Source organism: Marinobacterium rhizophilum DSM 18822 (assembly GCF_000378045.1).
GTDB lineage: Bacteria > Pseudomonadota > Gammaproteobacteria > Pseudomonadales > Balneatricaceae > Marinobacterium_A > Marinobacterium_A rhizophilum.
The window spans coordinates 143,080-165,994 of the sequence record NZ_KB899098.1 but is presented as its reverse complement, the minus strand read 5'-3'; the positions used below and the strand labels follow the sequence as shown (position 1 = coordinate 165,994).

At 58.6% G+C, this 22,915-nt stretch carries 16 protein-coding genes and 2 pseudogenes; 10 read left to right on the top strand and 8 right to left on the bottom strand.

The genetic code is table 11. The features are described 5' to 3' along the window. Window positions 1-474: 474 nt before the first annotated feature. The 7 genes and pseudogenes from F451_RS25495 to F451_RS28615 all read right to left on the bottom strand — a co-directional run. Window positions 475-1,008, bottom strand: coding sequence for an REP-associated tyrosine transposase (locus F451_RS25495; RefSeq protein WP_020681778.1), 534 nt, complete (start codon window positions 1,006-1,008; stop codon window positions 475-477). 121 nt (window positions 1,009-1,129) lie between these two features. Next, a complete protein-coding gene (locus tag F451_RS0112825; RefSeq protein WP_020681777.1) occupies window positions 1,130-1,456 on the bottom strand; it encodes a hypothetical protein in 327 nt (108 codons plus the stop codon). After that, entirely contained in the window at window positions 1,456-1,863 is a 408-nt protein-coding gene (gene fliS / locus F451_RS0112820; protein ID WP_020681776.1) for a flagellar export chaperone FliS, read from the bottom strand. Before fliS ends, F451_RS0112825 begins: the two co-directional genes overlap by 1 nt. A gap of 26 nt (window positions 1,864-1,889) precedes the next feature. Next, the gene (gene fliD / locus F451_RS0112815; protein WP_020681775.1) at window positions 1,890-3,299 is read right to left on the bottom strand and encodes a flagellar filament capping protein FliD; all 1,410 of its coding nucleotides are present in this window, start codon (window positions 3,297-3,299) and stop codon (window positions 1,890-1,892) included. A 29-nt stretch (window positions 3,300-3,328) separates the two neighbouring features. After that, entirely contained in the window at window positions 3,329-3,706 is a 378-nt protein-coding gene (locus F451_RS26740) for a flagellar protein FlaG (RefSeq protein WP_020681774.1), read from the bottom strand. A gap of 74 nt (window positions 3,707-3,780) precedes the next feature. Further along, a pseudogene (locus F451_RS28835) lies at window positions 3,781-4,035 on the bottom strand (flagellin); the annotation flags it as partial. 180 nt (window positions 4,036-4,215) lie between these two features. Continuing rightward, a pseudogene (locus F451_RS28615) lies at window positions 4,216-5,247 on the bottom strand (flagellin N-terminal helical domain-containing protein); the annotation flags it as partial. A 347-nt stretch (window positions 5,248-5,594) separates the two neighbouring features. On the opposite strand from F451_RS28615, the gene F451_RS0112800 reads away from it, so the two are divergent. From F451_RS0112800 to F451_RS0112775, 5 genes are all read left to right on the top strand, one after another. After that, on the top strand, window positions 5,595-7,049 hold the full coding sequence (locus tag F451_RS0112800) for a sigma 54-interacting transcriptional regulator (RefSeq protein ID WP_020681772.1): 1,455 nt from the start codon (window positions 5,595-5,597) through the stop codon (window positions 7,047-7,049). Between the two features lie 148 nt (window positions 7,050-7,197). Continuing rightward, window positions 7,198-8,289 (top strand): sensor histidine kinase, encoded by a 1,092-nt coding sequence (locus F451_RS0112790; RefSeq protein WP_020681770.1) that lies wholly within the window; start codon window positions 7,198-7,200, stop codon window positions 8,287-8,289. Between the two features lie 56 nt (window positions 8,290-8,345). After that, window positions 8,346-9,734: a sigma-54-dependent transcriptional regulator gene (locus tag F451_RS0112785; protein WP_026291738.1), complete on the top strand. Its 1,389-nt coding sequence runs from the start codon at window positions 8,346-8,348 to the stop codon at window positions 9,732-9,734. A 466-nt stretch (window positions 9,735-10,200) separates the two neighbouring features. Further along, window positions 10,201-12,156 carry an acetate--CoA ligase gene (gene acs / locus F451_RS0112780; RefSeq protein WP_020681768.1) on the top strand — a complete coding sequence of 652 codons (1,956 nt, stop codon included), beginning with the start codon at window positions 10,201-10,203 and terminating at the stop codon, window positions 12,154-12,156. A gap of 505 nt (window positions 12,157-12,661) precedes the next feature. Next, window positions 12,662-13,327 (top strand): response regulator transcription factor, encoded by a 666-nt coding sequence (locus tag F451_RS0112775; RefSeq protein WP_020681767.1) that lies wholly within the window; start codon window positions 12,662-12,664, stop codon window positions 13,325-13,327. 95 nt (window positions 13,328-13,422) lie between these two features. On the opposite strand, the gene F451_RS0112770 is transcribed toward F451_RS0112775, so the two are convergent. Beyond that, a complete protein-coding gene (locus tag F451_RS0112770) occupies window positions 13,423-17,370 on the bottom strand; it encodes a hybrid sensor histidine kinase/response regulator (RefSeq protein ID WP_020681766.1) in 3,948 nt (1,315 codons plus the stop codon). 280 nt (window positions 17,371-17,650) lie between these two features. Between F451_RS0112770 and F451_RS0112765 the strand changes: the two genes are divergently transcribed. The 5 genes from F451_RS0112765 (at window position 17,651) to fliE (ending at window position 22,905) form a co-directional block, all read left to right on the top strand. Next, window positions 17,651-17,911 carry a DUF4212 domain-containing protein gene (locus F451_RS0112765; RefSeq protein ID WP_020681765.1) on the top strand — a complete coding sequence of 87 codons (261 nt, stop codon included), beginning with the start codon at window positions 17,651-17,653 and terminating at the stop codon, window positions 17,909-17,911. Window positions 17,912-17,947: 36 nt separating this feature from the next. Further along, complete coding sequence (locus F451_RS0112760; protein WP_026291737.1) at window positions 17,948-19,747, top strand: sodium:solute symporter family protein; 1,800 nt, start codon at window positions 17,948-17,950, stop codon at window positions 19,745-19,747. Window positions 19,748-19,863: 116 nt separating this feature from the next. Next, complete coding sequence (locus F451_RS0112755) at window positions 19,864-21,696, top strand: DUF294 nucleotidyltransferase-like domain-containing protein (RefSeq protein ID WP_020681763.1); 1,833 nt, start codon at window positions 19,864-19,866, stop codon at window positions 21,694-21,696. Beyond that, window positions 21,696-22,325, top strand: coding sequence for a 3'-5' exonuclease (locus tag F451_RS0112750; RefSeq protein ID WP_020681762.1), 630 nt, complete (start codon window positions 21,696-21,698; stop codon window positions 22,323-22,325). Before F451_RS0112755 ends, F451_RS0112750 begins: the two co-directional genes overlap by 1 nt. 232 nt (window positions 22,326-22,557) lie before the next feature. After that, window positions 22,558-22,905: a flagellar hook-basal body complex protein FliE gene (fliE, locus tag F451_RS0112745; protein ID WP_020681761.1), complete on the top strand. Its 348-nt coding sequence runs from the start codon at window positions 22,558-22,560 to the stop codon at window positions 22,903-22,905. Window positions 22,906-22,915: the final 10 nt, after the last annotated feature.

Sequence of the window (22,915 nt, the reverse complement as noted above, 5' to 3'; positions counted from 1 at the left end):
TGCCCAGTCTTTAGATACACTCCCTCGGAGACACTGCGGTGGAAGATCGAATGCGGCCAGCTGCAGCAAGGTGAGTGGTCTGAACCTGTTTGATTACATTCGGTAGTTTATTGTTCTGGGATCTTGCCCATGCGGTGGAATTCGCAGGCTCATTCCACCCTACGGGTACGGCAGAGCACCGTACCCTATATGCAACCGAATCGTTCTCGGATTCGCAATAACGACTCAATTTACTCTCTTAGGAATTCGCAGGCTCATTCCACCCTACGGGTACGGCAGAGCACCGTACCCTACATGCAACCGAATCGTTCTCGGATTCGCAATAACGACTCAATTCACTCTCTTGGGAATTTGCAGGCTCATTCCACCGCATGGGTACGGTAATACACCGTAGGGTGCTGATGAGCGCAGCGAATCGCACCTCTTATAACCGTGTCGTTTGTGAACTCATGTTGACCACTCAACACGACTCTCTTAGTCGTCATAGGCGAGCTGTCGAGCCTGGCCATCATCTGCCCAGTCTTTAGAGTACAGTCCCTCGGAGACACTGCGGTGGAAGGTCGAATACGGCCAGTCCGATACGCGCTCAACCAGACCGTGTTTGAGCGGGTTGATGTGAATGTAATCCAGATGGGCCCGATAATCCTGCGCATTGCGGATGGCATGTTCCCAGTAACGGCGTTGCCAGACTCCACGTTCGCCACGCCTGGATTGGCTGTCCGATCGCTGCTCGTATGGTGGGATATTGCGGCTGAAACGGCTTTTGATCAGAAACCAGCGGGTTGCATAGTCGCAATCCCCGGCTGGTAATTCGATCAGGCAGTGCAGATGATCCGGCAGTACCACCCACCCCTGAATAATAAACGGGTGCCGGCTTCGCACATGTCGCACGGCTTCGCGCAGGGTATCGATGTGACGGATCAACAGGTCGTTGTTACGGCGATGCATCAGATTTACTGTGAAAAAATAGCAGCCACCGGGGTTCCACACACGTCGGTAATTGGACATCCTTGTCCCCCTGTTTTTGGTGTTCTTCGTTGTGGTCGGGAGTGGCCTGTGCGGTGGAATTCGCGAGCTCATTCCACCCTACGGATACGCCAATGCAACGTTTAATGACCCCCAAAGGACTTTAAAGCCCGCGATAGGCGTTAATGCCAGCGTGGGCTTTTTTCTGCTTGTTGTGGGCGTCGCTGATAGCGTCACGGCGGGCACTGAACAGCACCTGCAGCTCATTGTTCATGTCAACCAGCTGTGCCAGCAGGGGCGGGGCGAAATCGGGGGCGTCGGCCAGCTGGCTGATATCCAGTGACCGGATGGTGCTGCTCCAGCGCGCCAGCAGGGCTTGCGGCTCTACCACTTCGGAAATGGGGCGCAGTGCGAGCTGGCGGAGCTCGGTGAAACACGCCACAGCGGCGGCATGTTCTGCGCGCCACTGCTGCTCGCTGAGAAGGGCCATCAGGCGGGCTTCGCGTTACCGGCCGGGGTGTCGCCAATGGCATCCCAGCCGGCCTTGATCTCGATGATCAACTGGGCCACTTCGTTGAGCTTGTCGCTGGACGACTCGAGGTTAGCCTGCATCAGCGTGCTGGTCATATAGTCGTATAGCCGCTCCAGATTACCGGCGACTTCGTTAGTGCCGGTATCGCGTAATGAGCCCTGTAGCTCGCCAATAATGCTGATGGCTTTACCGATGCAGACGCCCTTGGTGGCGGTGTCCTGGCGCTCGATGGCGCCTTTGGCCTCGGCCAGGCGCTTGAGCACGCCCTCAAGCAGCATGCCGATGAGCCGGTGTGGCGTTGCGCCCTGGGCTTCGGAACTGATATTGATCTGCTGGTAGGCTTTGGTTGCCTGAAGTCTGTTCATTCGAATCCGTTCCGGTCGGTTGAGCGTTATTTTTTGCTGTAATTACTGATCTGACTGATGTTTTCCAGCTGCTGGGTCAGGAAATCACCGGTGCTGCTGAGCTGCGCCACCATGGCGTCCATGGCATTAAACTGGCTTAACAGGCGGGCTTCAAGTGCGCTGAGACGAATGTCGAGGGATTCGCGGTCGTCGTCGATCTTCGCCATGCGGGTATTGATCGACTCGGTGCGGCTGTCAAAGGTGCCATCGCTTTGCAGGTAGCCCTGAAGATTGGTATTCAGGCGGTTTGCCAGGCCGTTTTCACTTGAGAAAAATGCCGTGACGTCGGTGAAATTGTCGGCCAGTGCGGTTTTCAGCTTGTCGCTGTCCAGTTTCAGGGTGCCATCGGAATTGGTGGTCATGCCAAGATCCAGCAGGCTGGTGATCGAGCCCCCCGCGCTGTAGCTGCCCGAGATCATGCCGCGCAACTGGCTTTGTACCGTGCGGGTCAGGGCGTCGCCCTGCAGGGTGCCAGCCTGGCCGGTTTCGGCGTTGTAGCGGGTTTGTTCGCTGATCAGGCTCTGCAGGCTGTTGTAGGACTTTACGAAGCCTTCGATAACCGACTTGATGCTGGCGGTATTGGTGCCCACGGTCAAGGCAACCGGCTTGTCCGTTTCTGTTGTGTCTTTCAGTGTCAGGGTGACGCCGGGAATGACCGAGTCAACGACATTGCTGGCCGACGTCAGGGCCTGGCCCTCGAGCGTAAAGGCGGCATCGGCTGCGGCCCGCACCTGATCGTAGTTGGCCGTGTCGCCATCCTGCAGCGGATCGGCGTTGCTGACATAGCTGTAGTCAAAGCCCGACAGGTCCCCGCTGGTGCTGGTACTGCTGATGGATGTGATGCGGTTTTCTTCGCCGGTGTCGTTGGCCGTGAGCACGAGGCGCGGGCCACTGGCCAGATTCAGGATGGTGGCGGTCACGCCAACGTTATCCGCAGCTTCGTTGATGGCGTCGCGCACGCCCTCAAGCGTGGCATTGTCGGTGTCTATATCAATGCTGAAGCTGTCGCCCGCCGCATTGGTGAAACTCAGGTTGCCGGTATCGCCGGCGGTGTAGCCTTGCTGAGCAACAAGCTTATGGGCGGTGGCGAGCTGGGATACTTCGAGGCTGTAGCTGCCAAGGCTGGCGGATTCCTCGGCGGTCATCGTGGCGATAGCGCTGTCTGAGCTGCTGGGGGCGCGACTGGTAAAATTACCGGCGTCCTGCAGTTTGGCGAAACTGGCCTGAAAACTGGACAGGGCACCTTTCAGAATGCTGATGGCGGAGAGTTCCGCCTGCAGCGAGGCTTCCTTTTGATCCAGGCGCGACAGGGTCGGGCTGCCTTCTGCCGAGACCAGCTGTGAAACCAGATCGCTAATCGGCAGGCCGGAGCCGTAGCCCGTGGTGGTAATCGCCATGCTTTACGCTCCCTGTGCCTGTTGTCGCATCAGACCGTCTCGTCGAACAGAAGGCTTTGCATTTCCTGCATGTGATTGATCAGTTTCAGCAGGTCTTGCGAGGGCATCTGTTTTATCACATCACCGGAGTCGCGGTCGATCACCTGGATAACGGAGCGACCGCTATTCTCATCCATCTGGAAGCTGATACCGCGTTGCATCTGCTGCATCACGTTGTTGAGTGCTTCCAGTGTTTCGGCTGCTTCCTGCACCGTGAGCTGGGCGTTTTCGGTCGCAACGGCGGTACTGTTGCTATTGCCGCTTTGGGGGGTGATGGTGCCGGTATCGCGCACGGTTGCACTGCGATCTGCTGCATAGTTGGATGAAGCGCTGGTCGACTGGGACGCCGCAGGGGAGATGAAATTCATGTTGGAGTCTCCTTAAAACCAACCGGGGACCCTAAGGTCCCCGTCAAGTATACCTGTTAACGGGGGAATGCCCGTTACTGCAGCAGTGCCAGAACAGACTGCGGCAGGGTGTTTGCCTGTGCCAGGATGGAAGTGCCGGCCTGCTGCAGGATCTGCGCGCGGGTCAGGTTCGCGGTTTCGGCCGCGAAATCGGCGTCGGCGATCCGGCTGCGCGAAGCCGACAGGTTCTCAGAGGTGGTCTGCAGGTTGGCAATGGTGGACGAGAACCGGTTCTGCACCGCGCCCAGGTCCGCCCGTGCCGAGTTGATGGCATTCAGCGCTGCGTCCATGGCCAGCATGGCGTCGTCTGCACCGGTCACGGTGGAGATGTCCAGACCGGCAAAACCGGTTTGCGCGCTGCCCGGTGTGGCTAGGTTATCGCCCGTGGTAAGACCTGTCTGCGCCAGGACCACCGCAGCGTCATCACCACCGATATTGATATCGCCCGAACCACCCAGCGAGGTCAGCGTCAGTGCACTACCATCGCTGCTTGCGCTGATGCCGGTCGTTTCGGTTTCTGCGTTGATGGCAGAGACCAGGTCTGTCAGACGGGTCGCGGCATCGGCGGCGGCGCCGACTGCAATGTTGGTGCCGTTCAGCGTGAAGGCGGTGCCGGACAGGGCAGAGAACGAGTCTGCTACCGCGTCTGCGCCATCAGTAGAAGTGCCGCCAGTGAACGGGTCTGTAATTGTTGCGGCACCACCGTCTACGTCTCCATTATAGGCTGTGATTGCGGGAGCTGTGCTAGCGACGCCAGTCGCATCTTTCTGGATGGTAAGTACACCAGTGCCTACATCTGCCGTTACGGTATAGCCGGTGAGTTGGCCTTCAATCGCTGCCGCCACGCCATCCTGGTCGGTGTAGTCGGCGTTCAGGGTTACGGTTGCACCATCGACATCAAATGAAACCTGGTCTGTTGCAAAGTTTGCGGATGCAAAAGCAGAAGCGGCAACGAAGGATCCTGACGTCGCAGCAGACGCGCCACCACCGACCGGAGCTACCCCGGTAATCGGGCTTGCCGGCGTCGCAACGCTGGTCCAGCTGCCCAGAGCGGCGATGTTAGAATCGGCAATACCGCTGATGTTGATGGTCTCGCCCTGGTTGGCGCCGACCTGGAAGGCCTGCAGTGTGAAGCTGCCGTCCAGCAGTTTGGTACCGTTGAAGGAGGTCTGGTCGGCGACGCGGTCGATTTCCTGTTTCAGCTGGGCGACTTCTTTCTGCAGTGCGGCGCGGTCTTCAGCCGAGTTGGTGGCGTTGCGCGACTGTACCGCCAGTTCGCGGATACGCTGCAGGTTGTTGCTGATTTCGCCCATGGCGCCTTCAGCGGTCTGTGCCAGCGAGATACCGTCGTTGGCGTTACGGGCCGCCTGGTTCAGGCCGCGAATCTGGGAACCCATGCGTTCGGAGATGGCAAGACCCGCCGCATCGTCCTTGGCGCTGTTGATACGCAGACCCGAGGACAGGCGCTGCAGGGAGGTCTGCAGATCGCCTTCAGATCTCATCAGGTTGCGCTGGGCGGTCAGGGACGGGATGTTGGTATTGATAACAGCCATGGTCGTTCTCCTTTATCCTCCATGGCCGTTCATCGCTGGCAGGAGGTGTTCTAAGTCATACGTAGGGATCATGGATCCCGATTCGATGTAAATGCGGTGTGAATGTGTTAACGGCGCTTTACAGGGGAACTTTAGAAATTTTTTACTGTGCCGGGCTGATGTCGCGCAGAAGAAGCTGCAGCCGGGATCGGCAGCTCTGATTTCGATAAAGTGTCAAAAATATGTGACAGGTGCGGTTGTACGCCCCTGCTGAATGTCATAAATTTGACAATTAAAAATTCAGGTGTCGGCGAAGGATGATGCTGCCAGGTATTCAGATACAGCTGATCGAAGATGATGCGCAGCGGCGCGAGCGCTTTGTACAGGCGCTGGAGTTTGTGGGTTTGCAATGCCGGGCGACGGATTTTGTCTCCTGGCTGCAACGTGGCGATGCACCACTGCAGTGTTCGGTGATCCTGCTTGGCGAATGCCGTTTGCCGCTGTCCCTGGCCAAACTGCTCACCGAGCTGCGCCTTCTGGATCACGCCATGCCGGTCATTCTGCTGTCCGAATGGAGTGAGCAAGCCTCGCTGGGGGCTGAGTTGCAGGTGATGCTCGTCGGAGCTCTGGCACCGACCGCCAATTACAGTGCCCTGGCGGACATGCTGCATGCGGCACTGATTTATCGCCAGCAATGCGGGGCAGGGCAGAGCGGGCCGGCGGGTCGCTTTCCAGATCTGGTGGGCGCCAGCGAGTCGCTGTTGGCGGTACGGCGCATCATGGCCCAGGTGGCCGAGCGGGATGTCAGCGTGCTGATCACCGGTGAGTCCGGTACGGGCAAGGAAGTGGTGGCGCGCAGCCTGCACGAGCATTCGGGGCGCAGCAAGGGCCCCTTTGTACCGGTCAACTGCGGTGCCATTCCGGCGGAACTGCTGGAAAGCGAACTGTTTGGTCACGAGAAGGGCGCCTTTACCGGTGCCATTTCGAACCGGGCCGGCCGTTTCGAGCTGGCTCAGGGCGGAACCCTGTTTCTGGATGAGATTGGCGACATGCCGCTGCCCATGCAGGTAAAGCTGCTGCGCGTGTTACAGGAACGCAAGTTCGAACGGGTGGGTGGCAGCAAAACCCTGGATGTGGATGTGCGGATCCTGGCGGCGACCCACAAGAATCTCGAGCAGATGATCGCCGAGGGCCTGTTCCGTGAAGACCTCTATTACCGTCTTAATGTCTTTCCCATCGAATTGCCGGCCCTGCGCGAGCGCAGTGACGATATCCCGCAGCTGATCAATGCGCTGGCCAAGCGTTTAAGGCACCAGGGATTTGGTCAGCTGATGTTTCATCCCGCGGCCATCGAGTCGCTCAAGCGCTACCCCTGGCCGGGCAATATACGTGAGCTGGCCAACCTGGTGGAACGCCTGGCCATCATGCACCCTGATACCGTTGTCGGTGTCTCCGAGCTTCCGGAAAAGTTTCGCCTGATCGATGAGCCCAACCCCGAGCGTTATCGTGGCGCATCGAGCACTGTTACGCTGAACCATAATGGCGCCGACAGCGCTGTTGCCACGCAGGCAGGCGGGCCTGTGAAGGATCTCTCGCAGTTGTCGGCCGACGGCGTCGACCTGAAAGGCCACCTGGAGACCATCGAACAGCGGCTGATCGAACAGGCACTGGAGCGCTGCGATAGCGTCGTGGCCCGTTCTGCTGATTTGCTGCAGATTCGAAGAACCACCCTGGTGGAGAAAATGCGCAAATACGGAATCTCGCGCAAATGAGACATCCACTCAGCCGGGAAAAAACGGAGCTAAGGACTTGGAGCACCACGCACCGGTATGAAAAGGATCTCTGCGCTGATTTGCTGCAGATTCAAGACAGTACCTTGGCACTGGTGGAAAAAACGCGCAAATACGGAATCTCGCGCAAATGAGCCCTGCTGACGCCGCTGCACGTATCAGTGAACTGGAGGCCGAGCTCGCCGCTGCCCGGGATGCGCTGGCCCGTGAGCAGGTGGCCCGCGTGGGTGAGCTGGAGCATACCGCAGGGCTGGCTGAGCGCATGCGCAAACTGCTCGACCTGCTGCCCGCCGGGGTGATTCTGATCGACAGCCATGGTCGAGTGGCCCAGGTCAATCCGGCGGCGCTGGATTTGCTGGGCGAGCCGTTGCAGGGTGAACTCTGGATCGAGGTGATCAGGCGCAGTTTTGCGCCACGTAGCGACGACGGTCACGAAGTTTCTTTGCGCGATGGGCGCCGAGTACACCTGGCGACCCGTGCCATGGACAACGAGCCGGGGCAGCTGGTATTGCTGACCAATCAAACCGAGACGCGCTTGCTGCAAACGCGGCTGTCCCATTATCAGCGCCTGTCCGAGATGGGGCGCATGATGGCGTCCCTGGCCCATCAGATCCGTACGCCACTGTCGGCGGCACTGCTCTATACCTCGCATCTGAACCGCCCGTTGCTGGATGACAGCCAGCGGGTGCGCTTTGCCGGCAAGGTGAAGGCCCGCCTGGTGAACCTGGAACAGCAGGTGCGGGACATGCTGGTGTTTGCCCGCGGTGAAACGCGCCTTGACGATCGTATCAGCACGCAGGAGCTGTTCCGGGCTATTGAGGACATGCTGGATGCGCCGCTGTCGAGTCATGACGCTGACTGCGATTGTCATAACGATGCGCCGGGTGTCTGGTTGCAGTGCAATCGCGAAACCCTGCTGGGTGCCTTGCAGAACCTGGTGGATAACGCCCTGCAGGCCTGCGGTACGGGCGCCCAGCTGTCGATCCGGGCCCGTACACAGGCGTCCTATCTGCGTCTGGAAGTGATTGATCAGGGGCCTGGCATGGATTCACAGACCAGAGCCCAGGCCATGCAGCCGTTTTATACCACCAAGTCTCACGGCACCGGCCTGGGGCTGGCGGTGGCCCAGGTGGTGGCGCGCGCCCATCATGGCAGTTTCGAGCTTGATTCGGCGCCGGGGAAAGGCACCTGTGCGGCACTGTTGTTACCGTTTTTGACATGAAGTGCACCGACAAGGAACCACCGTTTCGCAATCGACACAAGGACACCAGGGAATCAATGGGAATCAAGGTACTGATAGTCGAAGATGATCAGGCGCTGCGCGAAGCGCTCGCCGATACCCTGGAACTGGCGGGATTCGAGTACCTGGAGGCCGCGGATGGCCTGCAGGCGCTTGAACGGCTTAAGCAGTCGGCGGTGGACATTGTCCTCAGCGATGTCAACATGCCAGGGCTGGATGGACATGGCCTGCTGGCACGCCTGCAGCAGTCCCACCCCTGTCTGCCGGTGGTGCTGATTACCGCTTTTGGCCAGGTACAAAAAGCGGTGGAGGCCATTCGTGCCGGCGCCGTTGACTACCTGATGAAACCGTTCGAGCCCGACCAGCTGATTGAGACACTCAGGCTGCACGCGGGCTCCGCGGGCGTGTCGCCGTTCGAGCCCCCCATCGCCGAAGACGCCAGCAGCCGGCAGTTGCTGCAACTGGCGCGACGGGTGGCCGAAACAGACTCCACGGTGCTGATTACCGGCGAGTCCGGCACCGGCAAGGAGGTGCTGGCCCAGTATATCCATCAGCATTCGGCCCGCAGCGATCAGCCCTTTGTGGCCATCAACTGTGCCGCCATTCCGGAAAACATGCTTGAAGCTACGCTGTTCGGCCATGAAAAGGGCGCCTTTACCGGCGCCTACAGCAGTCATGCCGGCAAGTTTGAGCAGGCTAATGGTGGCACCCTGCTGCTTGATGAAATCAGCGAAATGGATCTGGGACTGCAGGCCAAGCTGCTGCGCGTGCTGCAGGAGCAGGAAGTGGAACGTATCGGCGGGCGCAAGGTTATCCCGCTGGATGTGCGGGTGCTGGCGACCAGTAACCGGGCGCTGGACAGCTATGTCGGCGAGGGGCGGTTTCGTGAAGATCTGTATTATCGCCTGAATGTGTTCCCGCTGCAGTGGCTGCCGCTGCGCGAGCGGCCGGGTGATGTGCTGCCCCTGGCCGAGCGCCTGCTGGCCAAGCATTGCAGCAAGATGCATCGCCCGCCTGCCAGTCTGTCCCCGGATGCGCGTCAGATGCTGCTGACCCATGGCTGGCCGGGCAACGTGCGCGAGCTGGACAATGTCATGCAGCGCGCATTGATCCTGCAGACCGGAACCCGAATTCTGGCCTCGGACCTGCACCTGTCGCCAGGGGCAATCAGTATCAGCCAGTTTGCCGCCGCCCAGCGAGAGCTGAGCTGCGAGGCTGGCGGTGATCGCGACACAGCAGCTGATGCTGAAGATGCCGGTCAGCTGGGTTCCGATCTGCGCCAGCATGAATTTCAGCTGATCGTGGATGCGCTGCAGCAGACCGGCGGCAGCCGCAAGGATGCTGCCGAGCGCCTGGGCATCAGCCCGCGTACCCTGCGCTACAAGCTGGCCCGCATGCGTGAAAGCGGCTTTACGTTGAACGATTAGCGCCTGTAATCCGTGGGCAGATAATCCGGCGGTGCCATGCCCCGGTAGTCTTTTAGTACTATGGTTGGCAGTGGGTTCGGTAAAGGGGCTGAACAGGCTGCAGGCCGCTACGGCGGGGCGCCGAGACACCCCGCCGGGATTTTGGTGTTTAACATAATGGCTTCGGTTACGGAGCGCGATATACCAATGTCTAATTCAGCGTGTCGCAGCGAAGTCTGTATAACATTACGCCATAGATCCGCTTTCAGCGCTCAGGCGGGTGTTCGATAATGCTGGCCGTAGCGAGAGCCGGCTGATTTGAGTTGGTTTTTGCGATGTTTTAAGACGAACAGTAGCTCTATTTAACGAGAAACAGTACGCAAAACAGCCAAAATCAGATGGTTCGCCGTAGGTTGAGTATTGTCGGGCAGTCTCCCAGTGCGTCCAGGATCTCCTAATTAAAACAAGCAATCTTAAGGGCATTTCAATGAGTGACATCAAGGTACATCCGGTTAATCCGGAATTCGCAGCCAAGGCGCACATCGATAACGCCAAATACCAGACCATGTATGAGCAGTCTGTCAACGATCCCGATGCGTTCTGGGGTGAGCACGGCAAGCGGCTGGACTGGTTCAAGCCCTTCACCAAGGTGAAGAATACCTCCTTCGATCTGCATAACGTGGATATTCGCTGGTTCGAAGACGGTACCCTGAACGCATCCTACAACTGCCTGGACCGCCACCTTGAAACCCGTGGCGATCAGGTTGCCATTATCTGGGAAGGCGATGACCCCAGCGAGTGCGAGAAAATTACCTATCGCGATCTCTACGAGCGGGTCTGCCGCCTGACCAGCGCGCTGAAGGCGCAGGGCGTCGAGAAGGGCGATGTCGTGACCCTGTACCTGCCGATGATCCCCGAAGCCGCCGTGGCAATGCTGGCCTGTGCGCGCCTCGGGGCGGTGCACTCCATCGTGTTCGGCGGCTTTTCGCCGGAGGCCCTGGCCAGTCGCATCGTAGGGGCTTCGTCCAAGGTCGTTATCACCTCCGATTACTCGCTGCGCGGTGGCAAGGTTGTGCCGCTGAAGGCAAACGTCGACAAGGCGCTGACCGATCCGGCGGCAGCCAAATTCGTCGAGAAAGTGGTTGTCGTCAAGCGTACCGGTGACGAGCTGGCCTGGCACGATCACCGTGATCTCTGGTATCACGACATCACGGCCAAGGCATCGGTCGAGTGCCCGGCCGAAGAGATGAACGCCGAGGACCCGCTGTTTATCCTCTACACCTCCGGCTCCACCGGGCAGCCCAAAGGCCTCAAGCACACGACCGGCGGCTACTTGGTTTATGCCGCCATGACCCATGAATATGTCTTCGACTATAAGGAAGGCGATATCTACTGGTGTACCGCCGATGTTGGCTGGGTCACCGGGCACAGCTATATCATCTATGGGCCGCTGGCCAACGGTGCTACCACCCTGATGTTCGAGGGCGTGCCAAGCTACCCGGACAACAGCCGTTTTGGCCGCGTGATCGAGAAGCACAAGGTCAACCAGTTCTACACCGCGCCGACCGCGATCCGTGCGCTGATGCAGCAGGGCGAGGACGTTCTGGGCGACTCTGACCTGTCCAGCCTCAAGTTGCTGGGTTCCGTCGGTGAGCCGATCAACCCCGAAGCCTGGGAGTGGTACAACCGCGTCGTTGGTCAGGGGCGCTGCCCGATCGTTGACACCTGGTGGCAGACCGAAACCGGCGGCATCATGATCGTACCGCTGCCGGGCGCTACCGACACCAAGCCGGGATCCGCCACGCGTCCGTTCTTCGGTGTTATTCCTGCTCTGGTGGACAACGAAGGCAATGAACTGGAGGGTGCCGTTGACGGCAACCTGGTGATCAAGGATTCCTGGCCGGGCCAGAGCCGTTCGATCTGGGGCGATCACGAGCGTTTCGCGCAGACCTACTTCAGTACCTTCAAGGGGTACTACACGACGGGTGACGGTGCCCGTCGCGACGAAGACGGCTACTACTGGATCACCGGGCGTGTCGATGATGTTATCAACGTTTCGGGTCATCGCATGGGCACCGCCGAGGTGGAATCTGCACTCGTCGCGCATCCTGCCGTCGCGGAAGCGGCGGTTGTGGGCTATCCCCACAGCCTGAAGGGCCAGGGCATCTATGTCTATGTAACCCTGCAGTCGGGCTTCGAAGCTTCTGACGAACTGCTCAAGGAGCTGCGTACCTGGGTACGTTCGGAAATTGGGCCCATTGCGTCGCCGGACCTGATTCAGTTCGCGCCGGGTATGCCCAAGACCCGCTCCGGCAAGATAATGCGCCGTATACTGCGCAAGATCGCCGAAGACGATTTCGGCAGCCTGGGCGATACGTCGACCCTGGCCGATCCGACCGTGGTGGATGATCTCATCGAGCACCGCCTTAACCGCAAGGGTTGAGCTGACCGCCGCTGACTGTTCTGTCAGCGGCTTTTTTGCGGCATTTCCAGTGGCGGCCTGCAGGCCGCCGGTTCCTATCAGCCGGGTGGATAAACAGGCTCCCTGCCTGTTTGTCCACTACGTGCCAGGCTTCTTAACCTAAAAAAGCGGGCGCACATGCGCAGGCCTGGTGGGCTCTTTCGGGAATCAGGGGTGGCGCTCGCTATGGCCCGCGGCCAATGATTCAGCATGCCGTGATTCATGCATAAACCCGCTGGATTAAACTGACGGTTTGTTGATTAGCAGCATATCCGTTGCATAAATGCCTCCCGGCCTCTGGTCGTGGCGGCATTTTGTCTTTAAAGTCAGGCTGCGTACCGCAGTTGAAAAAGTCTTCTCGGCACGAACATAATTCATTTCTACGGGTCTGCTGTTTTTGTCCAGCCAGGTTTGTTAAAAAGCGGGATTCCGTTAGTGTGACATATAATAACAGCCCGGGACTGGGCACGCAGTTGGGAGATACCGCATGCAGTTAGCGCAAAAAATCATTATCGCCGATGACCATCCGCTGTTTCGGGCCGCACTGAAACAGGCAGTATCTCAGGCTGTGCCGGGGGTGGACATTGTCGAGGCCGATACGCTGGCGGCGGTACAGGATGCAGTAGATACCCATAGCGATGCTGATCTGGTATTGCTGGATATCCACATGCCAGGTGCTAACGGATTTTCGGGTCTGGTTTTTCTGCGCGGGCAGAACCCCGGTATACCGGTGGTCGTTGTGTCCGGCAGCGAAGAAGTGCATGTGATGCAGCGTGCCATTGAGTACGGTGCCTCCGGATTCATTCCCAAGTCGGCCCCGCTGGAAGTCATTTCCGAAGCCATTACGGCGGTATTGCAGGGTGAGGAATGGTTGCCCCGGGAGATTGCGGACAGTTTCGACCAGATTGCGCCGGAAGATCAGCAGTTTGCCCAGGCTCTGGTGTCCCTTACGCCGCAGCAGTTCCGAGTGCTCACCATGCTGACCGAAGGCCTGTTGAACAAGCAGATCGCGTATGAGCTGACGGTATCGGAGGCCACGATCAAGGCCCATGTGACCGCCATATTGCGCAAGCTCGGCGTACACAGCCGCACTCAGGCGGTGATTGCAGCGCAAAGACTCGGCGTGGAGCCTCCCAAAACCGAGTTAAAGTAACCCGTTACCTTTTGTACCTTTCTGGCTGATAACCTGATCCGGGCCGGCAATCCTCGCGGAGGAATGCCGGGGCTACCCGGGCAATATTTCACCTGCTACCTTTCACCTTTATCTGCGGCAATCAGCTTGTTGATCATGGCCCGCAGCGCTGCAGGCTTGACGGGCTTGGTGAGAAGATGAACACCCTGACTGGCAATTTCTTCACTCACCCGGTCGGTCCGATCGGCGGTGATAACGACGGCGGGTATGGGCTTTGACCACAGGGGCTGCATGTCCTGCAATGCCATCAGGCCGGTATAGGTTTCCCCCAGGTGAAAGTCGGCCAGGATGATATCCGGTTCAAATGCCGTGCCGTTGATCTGGGCCTGCACTTCTTCCACCGACAGTGCCGTCATCGCCTCGCAGGACCAGCCCTGCAGCAATGCCCGCATGCCTTCGAGGATCTTGGGTTCGTTGTCGATAACCAGCACCCGCACCCCATTGAGTCCCTTGCTGCGAATCCAGCCACGCTGTTCGGTTTTCTGCCGAACCGCCTTGGTCGGGTCACCCAGGGGGACTTCGATGCTGAAGGCCGTACCCCTGCCGGGCCAGGAGCGTACCTCGATGCGGTGCCCCAGAATGCGGGCAATACGCTCGGTAATGGCAAGGCCCAGACCGAGCCCCTTGACCTGGCTGTGGCGCGGGTTGTCGATGCGTTTGAATTCTTCGAAAACCTCGTCCAGCTTGTCCGGCGCGATGCCGACACCGGTATCCCATACCTCTATGCGCAGCCTGTCTCCCCGACGCCGGCAGCCCAGCAGAACCTTGCCCTTCTGGGTGTAGCGAATAGCGTTGGATAGAAAATTCTGCAGGATGCGGCGCAGCAGTGCCTGATCGGAAGCGACCACCTGCTGCGAGTCGCACCAGCGCAGCTGCAGCTGTTTCTCCACTGCCAGCAAACTGAATTCGGTACTGAGGTTGGTGAGTATGCTGCTAATGGGAAAATCAGTGACATTGGCGACCAGGGCGCCGGCATCCAGCTTGGAGATATCCAGCAGCGTTGTGATCAGTTCTTCCGCGGCCTTGAGGGATGAGTCCAGGTTTTCGACCAGCTGATGGGTGCTCTGGTCATGACTTTGCTGAGCCAGGGCCGAGGTGAACAGGCGCGCAGCATTGAGCGGCTGCAGCAGGTCGTGACTGGCGGCGGCCAGAAAGCGTGTCTTGCCAAGGTTGGCGGCTTCCGCCTCCGCCTTGGCCTGGCGCAGTTCGTCCTCGATCAGGGCGCGGATGGTGTTCTCCTTGCGCAGTTCCCGGTTTACCGTCGACAGTGCCTGGGTGCGGTCGCGCACGCGCTCTTCCAGGGTTTCATTGGTTTCCTTGAGCGCGAGCTCGGCAATGCGCCGCTCGGTGATGTCCTGGTACAGGGTGAAATAGCCCACTACCTGGTGCTGTTCATCAAAGTGGGGAATATAGGTGACCTCGGCGTACCGGGGCGCATCGGTGGGAATCCGGCACGGCATGACGGATTCGAAGCGGACCCGCTGGCCGCGTAACACCTGTTCAACATGGTGGTTACGGCTGCTCGCTTCCGTCTTGCTGAGCACGGTTTCGTAGGCCAGCCCCTGTACGTGGTGGCGGTCGATGCCAAAGGCGTCGGCGTAGGCCTTGTTGACGAACTGAAAGCGCCGCTGCGTATCCAGGTAGGCGATCAGAATGGGCACGTTGTCCGTATAGGTGCGCACGTTCTGTTCGCTTTCACGCAGCGCCGCCTCCGTGCGCTTGTGGTTGGTTATGTCGGCGTAGGTGGTGACGAAGCCGCCGTTGGGCATCGGGTTGCCAAGGACTTCGAGTACCGTGCCATCGGGGCGGTGACGCTCATACAGATGGGGCTCATGGCTGGCCTGGCTACTCATGCGCGCCTCGACCAGCTGCTCGATATCACCCGGGCCGTATTCTCCCTGCAGCGCGTTATAGCGGATGATTTCCTCGATGGGTCTGCCGACGCAGATCAGCCCGTCAGGATACTTGAACATTTCCAGGTAGCGACGGTTCCAGGCCACCAGGCGCAGCTGCTGATCGACCACGCTGATGCCCTGGGTAACGTTTTCGATGGTGGACTGCAGCAGGGATCGGTTGAAGCGCAAGGCCTTGGAGGCTTCATCGACGATGGTGACGACATCGCCAATCTGCATTTCCTTGCCGCGCAGTACCGAGGCCAGCACGATACGCGCAGATGAGGCGCCGATCACGCCGGCCAGCAGTCGTTCGGTGAACTGGATCAGTTCCGGAGTGGCCTTGTCGCCCGTTAGGGGTGGCTTTTCGCCATGCTGGGTCGAGAAGCCGGCAAAGGCTTGCTGTATGCGAAGGGGGCCGAGAAAACGTTCGGCCAGGCTCTGAAGGTCGCCGACGGTGACCTGGCTGTAATGCCGCGAGGGGTCCTGCAGCTCCTTGCTATAAACGTCGACAAAGGCGCTGGCCTGGATACGGTCGACCAGGCGCGAGCCGCTGTAGTGTGACACCAGTATATAGAGACCCAGGTTGACCGCCAGGCTCCAGATCACGCCATGGCTGAGCGGATCGAGCCCTACCCAGCTGCGCAGACCCAGCAGGTCGGTGGGGGACAGCCAGCCACCTTCTGCGGCCCCGGCGGGCAGCAGGGTGTCGGACATCAGCCGGGCATCGATCAGGGTGGGGATCACCAGGGTGTAGACCCAGAGACAGAAACCGCCACCCAGGCCTGCCAGGGCGCCGTAACGGGCGCCGCGTTTCCAGTAGATACCGCCAAGGATGGCCGGGAGAAACTGGATGGCGGCGACAAATGCCAGCAGACCGAAGGAGGCCAGGGAGCCACGATCCCCCAGGATGCGATAGTAGAAATAGGCCAGCAGCAGCAGGCACACAATGGTGATGCGCCGTACGCGCAGCAACAGGCCGCCCAGGTCCTTGTTCTCGGCCAGTTTCAGGCGCGGCGTGCGCAGCAGCAGGGGCATGACGATGTCGTTGCACACCATGGTCGCCAGGGTCACGCTGGCCACAATCACCATGCTGGTGGAGGCCGAGAGGCCACCGATAAAGGCCAGGGTTGCCAGTGCCTTGTAATCCGCGGTCAGTGGCAGCATCAGCACAAAGGTATCGGTGTCGACGTCCTGGGTGCCCAGGACCATGAAGCCTGCGACCGAGATCGGCAACACGAAGGCCGCGAGCGCCACCAGGTAGAGCGGGAACAGCCAGCGCGCGGTACGCAGATTGGCGACATCGGTATTTTCGACGATGCTGACGTGGAACTGGCGCGGCAGGCAGAGCACGGCACCGCAGGCCAGGAGGGTCTCTGTGAGGAAACTGCCTGTTAGCAGACTGCCAAAATTTTCGTTGTAACTCAGCTGGTTAGCCAGGTTAAACAACATGTCGTCCAGGCCTTCGAAGACATTGAAGGTGACAAAGAGCCCGACGGAGATAAAGGCGGTGAGCTTGACGATGGACTCGAATGCCACCGCCAGCACCATGCCCTCGTGGTGTTCGGTGGCATCGATATGGCGGGTACCGAACAAAATGGCAAATACCGCCATCAGCAGGGCCACGAACAGGGCCGTATCGTTGCCCTTGCTGAGTGCGTCGCTGGCCGCCGGTGCCAGCGCATCGTAACTGATGGCCACAGCCTTTAACTGCAGTGCTATATAAGGAATGGTGCCGAGCACGGCGATTAAGGTGACCATCACGGCGAGGCTCTGGCTCTTGCCGTAACGGGACGAAACAAAGTCGGCGATGGAGGTAATATTTTGCTCTTTACTGACCAGGATCATCTTTTCGAGCACACGCCAGCCAAAGATGAAAACCAGTACCGGGCCCAGGTAGGTGGCCAGAAACTCCCAGCCGCTGGTGGCCGCGCGTCCCACGGCACCGTAAAACGTCCAGGATGAACAATACACGGCCAGCGAGAGGGAATAGATGACCGGGTTGGCGGCGTAGGAACGGCCCTTGCGAGTGCTGTCACCGTAATAGGCGATGGCAAACAGCAGTCCCACATAAGCCAGTGAAATCAGTATTATTGTCCAGCCGGAAAACATAGGCGTCGCTGACTCCGCGTTGATTGTTACAGTCTCTGCCTTTTCGCAGAGCTTTTCCGTACGACTATTGTATAGCTTGTTGTCGGGCTGTGGGTTTTCTAATCTGGATGTCAGAGAAACGCCCGTATGGCAGGCCCTGCAGGCATTTTTCCTGTCTTGAATCTTTCTGGTCTGCTCGGGGTTGGACTAAAGTCGGGGATTTTTAATCGATACTGCTCTGCTAGATTAAATCTGTCCTGATTTTAATTAATCCCGAGAACAACAATAAAGGAATGGTGCTATGTCTCTAACTCCTGAAAAGGCCAAGGCCTATTGGCGCGAAAACCTGGGCATTATCAGCGTTTATATGGTGATCTGGTTCGTTGCGTCCTATGGCTTCGGCATACTGTTTGTTGAACAACTTGATTCCATCCACTTCTTCGGCTTTCCGCTGGGCTTCTGGTTTGCGCAACAGGGATCCATTTTCATATTCGTCATTCTCATCTGGGCCTACGTGTACAGCATGAACAAGCTTGACGAAAAATATGACGTTCACGAATAACAACGACAAAAAGACATTAGAAAGGGCGGCATTATTATGAGTCTCGACTTACTCACTTACCTCTTTATTGGGGGGTCCTTTGCGCTCTATATCGGTATCGCGATATGGGCTCGCGCAGGATCGACTAAAGAATTCTATGTTGCAGGCGGTGGTGTTCACCCAATCGCCAACGGCATGGCGACTGCAGCGGACTGGATGTCTGCCGCATCCTTTATTTCCCTGGCAGGGATTATCTCATTTGTCGGGCGTGACGGTTCTGCCTACCTGATGGGCTGGACAGGTGGCTATGTGCTGCTGGCCATGCTGCTGGCACCTTACCTGCGCAAGTTCGGCAAGTTCACAGTGCCGGATTTTGTCGGTGATCGTTACTACAGCAGCACCGCGCGCATGATTGCCGTACTTTGCACCATCGTGATCTCCTTTACCTATGTGGCAGGTCAGATGCGTGGTGTGGGTATCGTGTTCTCCCGCTACCTGCATGTCGATGTGAATACCGGGGTTCTGATCGGTATGGCCATCGTGTTCTTCTACGCTGTTCTCGGCGGCATGAAAGGCATTACCTATACCCAGGTGGCCCAGTATTGCGTATTGATCCTGGCCTTTACCGTTCCGGCCTTCTTCCTGTCAGCACAGATTACTGGCCACTTCCTGCCCCAGACCGGTCTGGGTGCCACTCTTTCCAATGGTCAGTCGGTACTGGCTACACTGGATCAGCTCTCGGTCGATCTGGGCTTTAAGGCGTACACGGACGGCAGCAAGTCGACCATCGACATGGTGTTCTTTACCATCGCCCTGATGGCCGGTACGGCGGGTCTGCCCCACGTTATCGTGCGCTTCTTCACTGTGCCGCGCGTAAAGGATGCGCGTACCTCTGCGGGCTGGGCGCTGATCTTCATCGCCATTCTGTACACCTCCATTCCGGGTGTTGCCGGCTTTGGCCGCGTTAACCTGATCAATACCATCAATGGCGCCGACAACACCGGTACCGCCTACGCCGAAATGCCGAGCTGGTTCAAGAACTGGGAAAACTCGGGCCTGATCGGCTGGTACGATCACAACGGCGATGGCAAGGTGCAGTACGCGGCGGGTAATGCGTTCGAAGGCGGCAAGCCGGCCTTTACTGAAGGCACCGGCGAGCAGGGTCAGCGTATGGTCAGCAACCCGGCACTGGCGCCTGCGCCTGTGAACGCTGCACCGTTTGCCAACGAGGTCTACGTCGATCGTGACATCATGGTGCTGGCAAACCCCGAGATTGCCAATCTGCCGGCCTGGGTTATCGCCCTGGTAGCCGCAGGTGCAGTCGCAGCGGCACTGTCGACGGCAGCGGGCCTGCTGCTGGTTATTTCGACAGCAATCGCACATGACATGATGAAGAAGACCATCAATCCGAACATCACCGATAAACAGGAGCTGATGTATGCGCGAATCGCGGCCATCGTGGCGATCTGTATCGCGGGCTACTTCGGCATCAATCCGCCGGGCTTTGTGGCCCAGGTGGTGGCGCTGGCCTTCGGTCTCGCCTGTGCCTCGGTGTTCCCGGTCATCGTGATGGGTATCTTCAGCAAGCGCATGAACACCGAAGGCGCGGTGACAGGCATGTTGGTGGGTCTTGTCACCACCATGGCCTACATCATCTACTTCAAGTTCATGGGTGGCAGTGCAGATCAGTACCTGTTCGGTATCTCGCCAGAAGGCTTTGGCACCGTGGGCATGATCCTCAACTTCGCGAGTGCCTACATCGTGGCATCGATGACACCGGCACCGTCTGATGAGATTCAGCGCATCGTCGAGGATATCCGTATCCCCCGCGGCGCCGGTAGCGCCCACGCGCACTAATCTTCTGAGCTTTACTGTGAGTTACTAGGGATAAAGGCACACCGGCCTGGCCGGTGTGCCTTTTCAGTTTCAGGGCCCGGCATCTTCGTATGGCGGGCTTTTGCACAGGAGTCTCTATGTCCGCAACATTCAATATAAGTAACCTGCCCTTCAGCCTGCTCAGCCCCGATGAGCAGGCGTTGCTGCAGCAAAGCCTGGATATTGCCTACTACCAGCAGGGCGAAACCATCGTGGCGGCCGGCGACGAGCCCGAGGGGGTTTATATCATCCTCAAGGGGCTGGTCAGCGAGAACGAGGAGCGCAGCGCTGATGGTGCTGCCGCGGCCGAACAGGTGTTTGTGCAGTATGAGGCAGATGACTACTTTGGCGGCTGGTCAGCCCTGCGTGGGCGGGCGATTCACAATTTCGTCGCGGTGGAGGAGACCATCTGCCATATATTGCCGACCCGGGTACTGCTGGAACTGGTGTCGAGCAACTCGCTGTTTGCGGATTACTTTCAGCAGAATCTGGCGGTCAAGTCCGAGATTGTGGCGCAACATGACCAGGATCAGGACATGGCGGAGTTCATGCTGGCCAAGGTCAGCAGCGGGCTGGTGCAGGATCCGCTGATTGTCGATGAAGGCACCAGCATTCGCGATGCCACGGCACTGATGCGTACCCACAAGGCCGATTGCGTCCTGGTGCGCAAGGGCAACCGCTACGGCATGATCACCAAGACGGATCTGCTGGAGGCGCTGGTACTCGATAACCTGCCACAGAGCACCGATATCGCGCAGATAGCCCATTATCGTCTGATCTCGGTGAGCCCCGACGACTATCTGTTCAATGCGCTGGTGATCATGACACAGCAGCATATCGAGCGGGTGGTCGTGATGCAGCATGAAAGCCTGGTTGGCATCGTGGCGCTCACCGATATTCTGAGTTTCTTTTCCAGTCATTCGCATGTGATTGGTCTGCGCATCGAGCGTGCCCAGACCGAAGAGGAGCTGCAGGAGGCCGCGCAGCGCCTCAACAGCCTGATCAAGTCGCTGGTGTCGCACGGCGTGAAAGTGCGCTTTACGATGGATCTGCTGGCGGCCATGAACGGGCGCATCATGGCCAAACTGTTTGATCTGATGATACCGGCGGACATGCAGCCCCATGTGTGTCTGGTGGTCATGGGCTCAGAAGGGCGGGGTGAGCAGATACTCAAGACCGACCAGGATAATGCCGTCATCTACCGTGATGGCCTGAGCTGGCCTGGCATGCAGCAAACGCTGCAGCGCTTCAGTGCGCGGCTGATTGAATTCGGTTTTCCGCCGTGCCCTGGCAATATCATGGTGTCCAATCCTGCGTGGGTGAATTCGCTGGGGGACTGGACGCAGCAGCTAAGCGACTGGGCCGATACCTGCGATGGCGAGGCGCTGATGAATCTGGCTATTGCGGTGGATGCAAAACCGGTGGCAGGAAACCCCGCACTGTTCAAGGCAGGGCGCAACTGGTTCCTGCGTCATCTGCGTAATAACGATGTGTTCTTTTCCCACTTCACCCGTGCGGCACTGGAATTTGATACGCCGCTGACGTTTTTTGGCAGCTTGCGCGACAAGGCGCAGCTGGATATCAAAAAAGGGGGTATATTTCCCGTTGTGCACGGGATTCGCGCGATGGCGCTGGAGCATCGAGTGCTGGCAACGAATACTTTCAGTCGTATCGAGGCGCTGGTGGAACTGGGGCAGTTGCAGGCCGAGCAGGGCGCCGAGCTGGGTGAGGCGCTGGCGCTCTTTGTGCAGTTGCGCCTGCGACAGCAGATGCGCAGGCTCGAGGCCAATGCAGACGGACAGGACCCGACGCCCAACCTGATTGAGCTGCCGCTCCTGAACAAGATGGAGCGGGACCTGTTGCGGGATGCCCTGCACATCGTCAAAAGCTTCAAAAAGCACCTGGCAATGCGTTACCGACTGGAGAACTGATGTACATTCCCAGAACCCTGCGTCGCCTCAAGGAGCGGCTCGACCACCGCCATGGCGACTATGCCGCCCTGTTCGAGCCTTACCGGGGGGATGAGGTGGTATCGCTGGATTGCGAAACCACCAGTCTCAATGTGGACGAGGCGGAAATTCTCTCTATTGCCGCGGTGAAGGTACGCGGCACCCGCGTGCTGACCAGTGAGCGGCTGGATATCCGCCTCAAGCCGCCGGCAAGCCTTGGGGCCGACTCGATCAAGATACACAAGCTGCGGGCCGCGGATCTGGCGGATGGCCTGGATATCGACGAGGCGTTGCGGCTCGTGCTCGATTTTGTCGGCAACAGGCCGATTCTCGGTTACTACGTCAGCTTTGATGTGCGCATGCTCGACAAGTACCTGCGCCCGCGCTACGGCTTTGGCCTGCCCAACAAGACCATTGAGCTGTCCCATGTGTACCACGACATCATCAAATGGAAATCCATCGGCGGCACGGTCGACCTGCGCTTTGACACCATTGCGTCCAAGCTGGACGTGCCTATCCTGGAGCGGCATACCGCGCTCGGTGATGCCATCACGGTGGCGCTGATGTACGTGCGCCTCAAGCACGGCGAAGCGCCCAGCCCCGGGCACTGAGGCTTGAGTGCTGAACGGTTCCCCTGATCCTGCTCTGAACGACGGGTTTGTGTCGTGCTGTCAATTTTAAATCATGCGCTTGGCTTGATATTTGCTTAACTAACAGTTGATGACTAACTTATTGACGTTCTGGTGGCATTTTTCTGTCGTATTACACTGTTGGCTGGCCGGCTGACGCTCAGACGCGACATTTAATGTCAAAATGCTGCCAGGTTGGCAGGGGGAAGCACCGATGGTTGAACGAGCCGATATTAACAGCGTACTGATGCAGATGCGCGCACTCCAGGCCCAGGCCCAGCAGGGCGTAACGCCTATTCAGGCGCCGGGTGTCCAGCAGGGCCCCGAAGGCGTGGATCGCACCGGCTTTGGTGAGTTGCTCAAAAATGCGGTGGACAAGGTGAGCGACTTGCAGGGTGATGCCAAAAAATTGGCAGTCTCCTATGAGCAGGGTGACCCGAGTGTCGATCTTCCCCAGGTCATGATCAGCATGGAAAAGGCATCGGTTTCGTTCGAGGCCATGACCCAGGTACGTAACCGCCTGGTTTCTGCCTATGAAGATATTATGAAGATGCCGATGTAATACGGGATCC

Excerpts from the sequence above, each read along its gene's own strand:
- F451_RS26740 (WP_020681774.1), bottom strand. The coding sequence starts at position 3,706 with ATGAATTTCATCTCCCCTGCGGCGTCCCAGTCGACCAGCGCTTCATCC.
- F451_RS0112755 (WP_020681763.1), top strand. The coding sequence starts at position 19,864 with ATGTCCGCAACATTCAATATAAGTAACCTGCCCTTCAGCCTGCTCAGC.
- F451_RS0112790 (WP_020681770.1), top strand. The coding sequence starts at position 7,198 with ATGAGCCCTGCTGACGCCGCTGCACGTATCAGTGAACTGGAGGCCGAG.
- F451_RS0112750 (WP_020681762.1), top strand. The coding sequence starts at position 21,696 with ATGTACATTCCCAGAACCCTGCGTCGCCTCAAGGAGCGGCTCGACCAC.
- fliD (WP_020681775.1), bottom strand. The coding sequence starts at position 3,299 with ATGGCGATTACCACCACGGGCTACGGCTCCGGCCTGCCGATTAGCGAT.
- F451_RS25495 (WP_020681778.1), bottom strand. The coding sequence starts at position 1,008 with ATGTCCAATTACCGACGTGTGTGGAACCCCGGTGGCTGCTATTTTTTC.
- F451_RS0112760 (WP_026291737.1), top strand. The coding sequence starts at position 17,948 with ATGAGTCTCGACTTACTCACTTACCTCTTTATTGGGGGGTCCTTTGCG.
- acs (WP_020681768.1), top strand. The coding sequence starts at position 10,201 with ATGAGTGACATCAAGGTACATCCGGTTAATCCGGAATTCGCAGCCAAG.
- F451_RS0112800 (WP_020681772.1), top strand. The coding sequence starts at position 5,595 with ATGATGCTGCCAGGTATTCAGATACAGCTGATCGAAGATGATGCGCAG.
- F451_RS0112770 (WP_020681766.1), bottom strand. The coding sequence starts at position 17,370 with ATGTTTTCCGGCTGGACAATAATACTGATTTCACTGGCTTATGTGGGA.
- F451_RS0112775 (WP_020681767.1), top strand. The coding sequence starts at position 12,662 with ATGCAGTTAGCGCAAAAAATCATTATCGCCGATGACCATCCGCTGTTT.
- fliE (WP_020681761.1), top strand. The coding sequence starts at position 22,558 with ATGGTTGAACGAGCCGATATTAACAGCGTACTGATGCAGATGCGCGCA.
- F451_RS0112785 (WP_026291738.1), top strand. The coding sequence starts at position 8,346 with ATGGGAATCAAGGTACTGATAGTCGAAGATGATCAGGCGCTGCGCGAA.
- fliS (WP_020681776.1), bottom strand. The coding sequence starts at position 1,863 with ATGAACAGACTTCAGGCAACCAAAGCCTACCAGCAGATCAATATCAGT.
- F451_RS0112825 (WP_020681777.1), bottom strand. The coding sequence starts at position 1,456 with ATGGCCCTTCTCAGCGAGCAGCAGTGGCGCGCAGAACATGCCGCCGCT.
- F451_RS0112765 (WP_020681765.1), top strand. The coding sequence starts at position 17,651 with ATGTCTCTAACTCCTGAAAAGGCCAAGGCCTATTGGCGCGAAAACCTG.